Below are 5,501 nucleotides of genomic sequence, written 5' to 3' on the forward strand. Positions count from 1 at the left end.
ATACACCAACACCACCAAGTGCACTTACGGAAACAAATATTTCTCCAAGGTATACCTTATTTCCTGAGACTGTGTAATGAAAACCGGTATGTATGGCATCCCCAAATATTGTTCGCAGTACAACAAAAAGCGCAGTACCGTTTAGAAATACTATAGTTAGATAAGATAAACAAAGAAACCATGAACTTAAAAATGCGTGATCTCTGCCGAAAGCTTCTTTTGTATAAGAATAAACACCTCCTGCACCGGGATTTCGGTTCATCAAAAATGAAAAATTATATCCTATAACTAACATGATAAGTGTACTGACTAACATAGCAATTATTGTACCAAGTGGACCAGCAATAGGAAGGAAAGTAGTTCCGGGCATCACAAAAGCTCCCCACCCGACCATACAGCCAAACGCCATTGACCAAGCATCAAGTTTGGATAAATATGGCTTTTTTATATCAGTTTTCATTTGACCTTCCACAGTTTTACCACCTTTCATGTATAGCATTCAATTCAAATTAAGAATATTCTTTGAAATATCATCACTGTCTAGCAAATAAATGATAAACGGGAGCAACTCAAAAAGAACTGTTCCCGCTTTTTCATTACAAATTACACAGCTTTTGAAACTGAGTCTTTGCTTCTTCCAATAAAGCAGTATAATCCGTATCTGTCTCGTTACGAAGAAGTTCGGCCATTTTACTAATTGGAACTGTCAAAGGAGTTAAAGAAAGGCTTGAATACATACCTTTCAGCGTATGAGCAGTTTCAAAAGCTGAATAATAATCTTTGATTCGTATCTGCTGCTCAAGATCAGTTAATCTGTTATCATCGAGAGACTTATTTACAAGTTTGAGATAAAAATCCTCTTTATTCATACAGCGCATAAGACCATTTTTTACATCTGCACCGTAGTCAATGAGTTTATTTAGCGTTATCATTTTTTATACACTCCTAACTTCCGATTTTAAAAGAGCAGTTAGTTCTTCTGCTGGAAGAGGTTTGGAGAAATAGTATCCTTGAATAATATCACAGCCTAAATCTTCCAAAAGATCAAGTTGTTCCTTGGTTTCCACACCTTCAGCTATGACAGGAACTTCAAGAATTCTTGCAATATCGATCATTATTCCGACTAAACGAAAATGCTTTTTATTGTCGCATATATTCCTTATAAATTCCATGTCTAGTTTAAGTGCGTCTATCGGTAAAGAACACAGCATATTCAGTGATGAATATCCGCTTCCAAAATCGTCCATTTCAATCTTGAAACCATTTTCACGAAGGTTCATCACGGTATTTATTATCTGTTGTGCATTATCGGAATACGCTGATTCGGTTATTTCAAGCAATAAACTTTCGCTGTCGATCTCACTGCTTTTAATTATATCGCTTAATATGTCGACTAATCGAGGGTTAAAGACATCAACTCTTGAGACATTTACAGATACAGGAACGTTAAATCCCTCTTCTTTCCATTTTTTTATCTGATTTGCAGCTTCACTCCAAACATATTTATCAAGCTGTCTGATAAGACCATTATCTTCAAACAACGTTATAAATTCACCAGGTGGAATCATACCAAATTCTGGGTGAAACCAACGTACGAGAGCTTCGACACTAGTCAACACAGGCTTACCGTCACAAATATTATATTTGGGCTGATAGAAAACTTTGAATTGCTTTTCTACAAGAGCGCTGTCCATATCATTTATGAGCCGTTCCGAATGCAGTTCTTTACTATGTAATTCGGCATTATATATATCGAAACAGGTTGTATAGTGATTTTTTATCTTTCGGCATACAAGTTCAGCTCGTTCAAAACGCTGTTCCATATCAAGATCACTGCCGTCATCTGAATAGATTCCTAATCTTATACTTATTTTTCGATCATCCAAAACTTCTTCAATCATTGAAATAAACCGTGATATATGATCTTTGGGATTGTCCATATGAGGTATATATATACCAAAACAGTTACTGTTTCTACGGCAGGCAAGTCCTCCTGTCTCACAAACCAGATTATGTATACTGTTTCCAAGTTTTTTTAATAGTATATCTCCATATGCTCTTCCATAAAGCTCGTTAATGATATGAAAACGGTTTATATCCAGAACAAGAGCGTCCATAGGCATATTTTCATTTTGATTATCAAGTCGTCGTCCGTACTCAAAGAAGAATTCTTTGTTAAAAAGCCCTGTAAGTACGTCTCTTTCTGTTTCATGAATGATTATCCTGTCTTCGGAAAGCTCGATGGCGTGTTCTATCCTTGCTCTTATGATTTCAGGAGCTTCATATGGCTTTGATATAAAATCAGCCGCGCCAAGCTGTAAACTTTTGACTTCTGCATTTTTTTCAGAGGTGAGTACAATAACAGGAATACGCCATAGCTCACTATCCGAACGTAATATTTTAAGCAAACTGTAGCCGTCAAGTTTAGGCATATGCAGGTCAAGAAGAATAATGGAGAGTGTTGTTTTTTCATGTTTGATGATTTCAAGCGCTGTTACACCATTTGAAGCAAAAATTACTTCATATGATTCATTAAGCATAGCAGCCAGCATTTCTCTTTCAATTAATTCATCATCAACAATTAGAACAGTCCTATGAAGCCCTTGCTTCCGTTCGAGTAATTCCTGCATATTTATCACTCCTAATACGATGATTTGGAAATATTATACTATAATATCTATATGTTTTCAATTATTATGTGTAAATAAACTAAATCAATAGACTAATTGATTTAATTCTGAATCAAATATTGATTATTTGATGAAAAAGCCGTTAATGATTTTAACATTTTTTTGATGTTATAGTTTTTATATATGATTTAAGTAAAAAAATTACTATTTATAGCAGATGGTGACTGTACTGATCACGGACAGAATACACGTGGCTGAATATAGTACAACCCTTGAATGCCACAAGAGGTCAAGATGGCCTAGCTCAACCTATGGTAACCAAAGTTAACGAGCGTAAAATACATCATAAAAACTAAGCACGGATATGACGTGAGAAAAAAGCTTCAGACAATGTATATAAGCCGTCTATGCTGTGAATGAACGTGACACAAAAGATCGTTTAAAATAATTAACACATTTTATGCCGACTAGATGTTTACTTTTTTCTCATAATGTGAGAAAATTTTGCATAATGCGAATATCATATTGACTTTTTCCCATTAAATATGATATAATCAATGTGGAATGGTATAACTTACCATACTGAAAGCGGAATTTATAGGTGGGAATTAAAAATAAAACTTAATCTTAATACTCTTCTTCACCGTATAAGTACTTGACATCACGTAATACTTAGCGGAGCAAGTTATAATTTAGCAATATTTCTTCAATCTCATCACAGGTATATTCGTAATTTAGAAAAAGCTCCACGTAAGACTTCTGTCAGCACTGCAGCTGAGTCATAATGACCCGGTACAGTGTGGCATGACAGACAAGATCGGCATTCTGAAGGTAGCTCGTTCATAAGCTCCTTTCAGAAAACGTGAAAAAGAAATACTGAAAGGCAAGATGCTTTATGCTGAGAATTGAAGACTATTATACCGACGCTCTGTCGGCGGGCATTATAACTATGCTCGACAAGCCTGAGATAATAAACAGGCTTATGAATATTTTCTACATCAATTTCAAGGGGTATGACTTCACGAAAATGAGAGTAGAGATTTATCCTGTCAGGGAAGAGCTTGAAGAATATAAAGATCTTGGCCTTGCTATCCTTGACCAGATACGTAAGCTCCGTGTGTACTATGACGGACACAGGTTGGCTTTGAAGCGCGTTCTGAAGGATATAAATCATGATACACATCTGAATACCAAGGTTTACAGCCCTGTTGTAGGCTGCCCTATCAACTGTCCCTACTGCTTCAGCAAGAAGGTAGTGGAGCATTTTGAGGTTACGGACAGCTATACAAAGCCTGTGTTCCGTGGTTTCTATAAGATAACAAAAGACGCCGAAGGCAACGATGTCCCAGAGCTCTTCAATATCGAGAGTGATAATCCGATTGACTGGTTCCTGACATATATGTCGGATTTCGGCTGCTGGAAGCCTGAATGGCAGCAAAACGTACTTGAGCAGATAATCGCAGCGAATGCTCTTAAGCGCAGAAAGAACAAGTGCGTGGATACCTTCCAGCTGGTGACCAAGCGCCCGAAGGGAATAGACCTTAGCAGTATCCCCACGGATATTGATCTGCGGAATGTGGTTATTTCCTGTACAGTAGACAAAAACTGCTGGACCTCTCGTATCTCTGATCTCATTGAAAAGACCAGCGGTCATAATATTACAGCCTGTGTTGTATACCAGCCTGTGCTTGAGTATATAAAGCCTGTTCACCTTGACGAGTTTGTCAAGACTTTCGGCAGGGAAAACAGCTGGGTTGTCATTGGCAGCGAGATAGGCGAAGACGCTATACCGCTCAAGTTCGAGTGGATAAAGGATATTATCGATAAGTGCATTGAGCTTGGTATCCCGCTGAAAATGGAGTATGATATAAAGAACATAGTTGAAGCCAACGGCTATGAGTTCCTTGTACAGGAGCCTAAGCCCATGATGGAAACAAAGTCTATCCGCAGCAGGAACCTTGCACTTAAGAAGGCGAATGCAGCCGAAAAATATGATATCAAGGTGGCAGAGCTCAACAGGAAGCTGGAGAAATGTGCTGTCAACGATAAGCGTAACATCGCAACTCTGGTAATGTTTGGCGACGTTGATACTACCGAGGAAAGCGCAAAGCGGCTCCTTGACAGGTCTCCGGATTTTGATATCATACTTACTGCCGAATCAAAGGGCATACCACTTGCCTACGAAATGTCAAGGCGAAGCGGCAGGGGCTATATCGTCGCGCGGAAATTGCTCAAGCTGTATATGAGTGATGCAAATGAAGCGGCAGTCAAGGATTTGAAGAAGCGAAAGTTCTATCTTGATGTAGAAGACGCAGAGCTTATGAAGGACAAGCGTGTCCTCATAGTGGACGATGTTATCTGCACAGGTGAGTCTGTCAAGGCTCTGGAGGACCTTGTAATACAGACAGGAGGAAGTGTTGCAGCAAAGGTCGCAGTACTTGCTGAGGGTGACGCTGCAAAGCGAGACGATATCATCTATCTTGAACCACTTCCTGTTTTTCATCATGAAAATGAACAGTACATTAAAGACAGCAGGAGAGCTTGAAAAAGCTCTCCTTTTTGGTTTGCCCGACATGGGCACAATCTAACGGGTGAAAGTTCCGAACACACCCAGATAGTGGGAAGTGTATAGCCGAACAGCAAGGGTGTCTGCCGTGAGGCGGAATCTGAAGGAAGCTGTAAGCAAACCTCTGGTCTGACGAACAGAAATCGCATATAAGGCTTGGCTACGATAGATAAGCTGGCCAAAAGCAGCAAAGTCTGATAACTATCACCATAGTAGCAGCAAAGTAAATGCGGCAGATATGTAGAGGGAAAGAGTGTGCACCTTAATCGGGGAGGTCTCACAGGCGGGATATAAACCGTAGTAAC

At 39.0% G+C, this 5,501-nt stretch carries 4 protein-coding genes; 1 reads left to right on the forward strand and 3 read right to left on the reverse strand.

Annotated elements, in window-relative coordinates:
* From J6U00_RS05980 to J6U00_RS05990, 3 genes are all read right to left on the reverse strand, one after another.
* On the reverse strand, positions 1-460 hold a 460-nt coding region (locus J6U00_RS05980), incomplete at its 3' end, for an amino acid permease (protein WP_296580147.1).
* A 136-nt stretch (positions 461-596) separates the two neighbouring features.
* Positions 597-932: an Hpt domain-containing protein gene (locus tag J6U00_RS05985; protein ID WP_296580149.1), complete on the reverse strand. Its 336-nt coding sequence runs from the start codon at positions 930-932 to the stop codon at positions 597-599.
* A gap of 3 nt (positions 933-935) precedes the next feature.
* Entirely contained in the window at positions 936-2,630 is a 1,695-nt protein-coding gene (locus tag J6U00_RS05990) for an EAL domain-containing response regulator (protein ID WP_296580151.1), read from the reverse strand.
* An 895-nt stretch (positions 2,631-3,525) separates the two neighbouring features.
* On the opposite strand from J6U00_RS05990, the gene J6U00_RS15175 reads away from it, so the two are divergent.
* On the forward strand, positions 3,526-5,175 hold the full coding sequence (locus J6U00_RS15175; RefSeq protein WP_365718260.1) for a DUF5131 family protein: 1,650 nt from the start codon (positions 3,526-3,528) through the stop codon (positions 5,173-5,175).
* Positions 5,176-5,501 lie beyond the last annotated feature (326 nt).

Origin of the sequence: Ruminococcus sp., assembly GCF_017650195.1 — a bacterium.
Classification (GTDB): Bacteria; Bacillota; Clostridia; order Oscillospirales; family Ruminococcaceae; genus Ruminococcus.

Excerpts from the sequence above, each read along its gene's own strand:
- J6U00_RS15175 (WP_365718260.1), top strand. The coding sequence starts at position 3,526 with ATGCTGAGAATTGAAGACTATTATACCGACGCTCTGTCGGCGGGCATT.
- J6U00_RS05985 (WP_296580149.1), bottom strand. The coding sequence starts at position 932 with ATGATAACGCTAAATAAACTCATTGACTACGGTGCAGATGTAAAAAAT.
- J6U00_RS05990 (WP_296580151.1), bottom strand. The coding sequence starts at position 2,630 with ATGCAGGAATTACTCGAACGGAAGCAAGGGCTTCATAGGACTGTTCTA.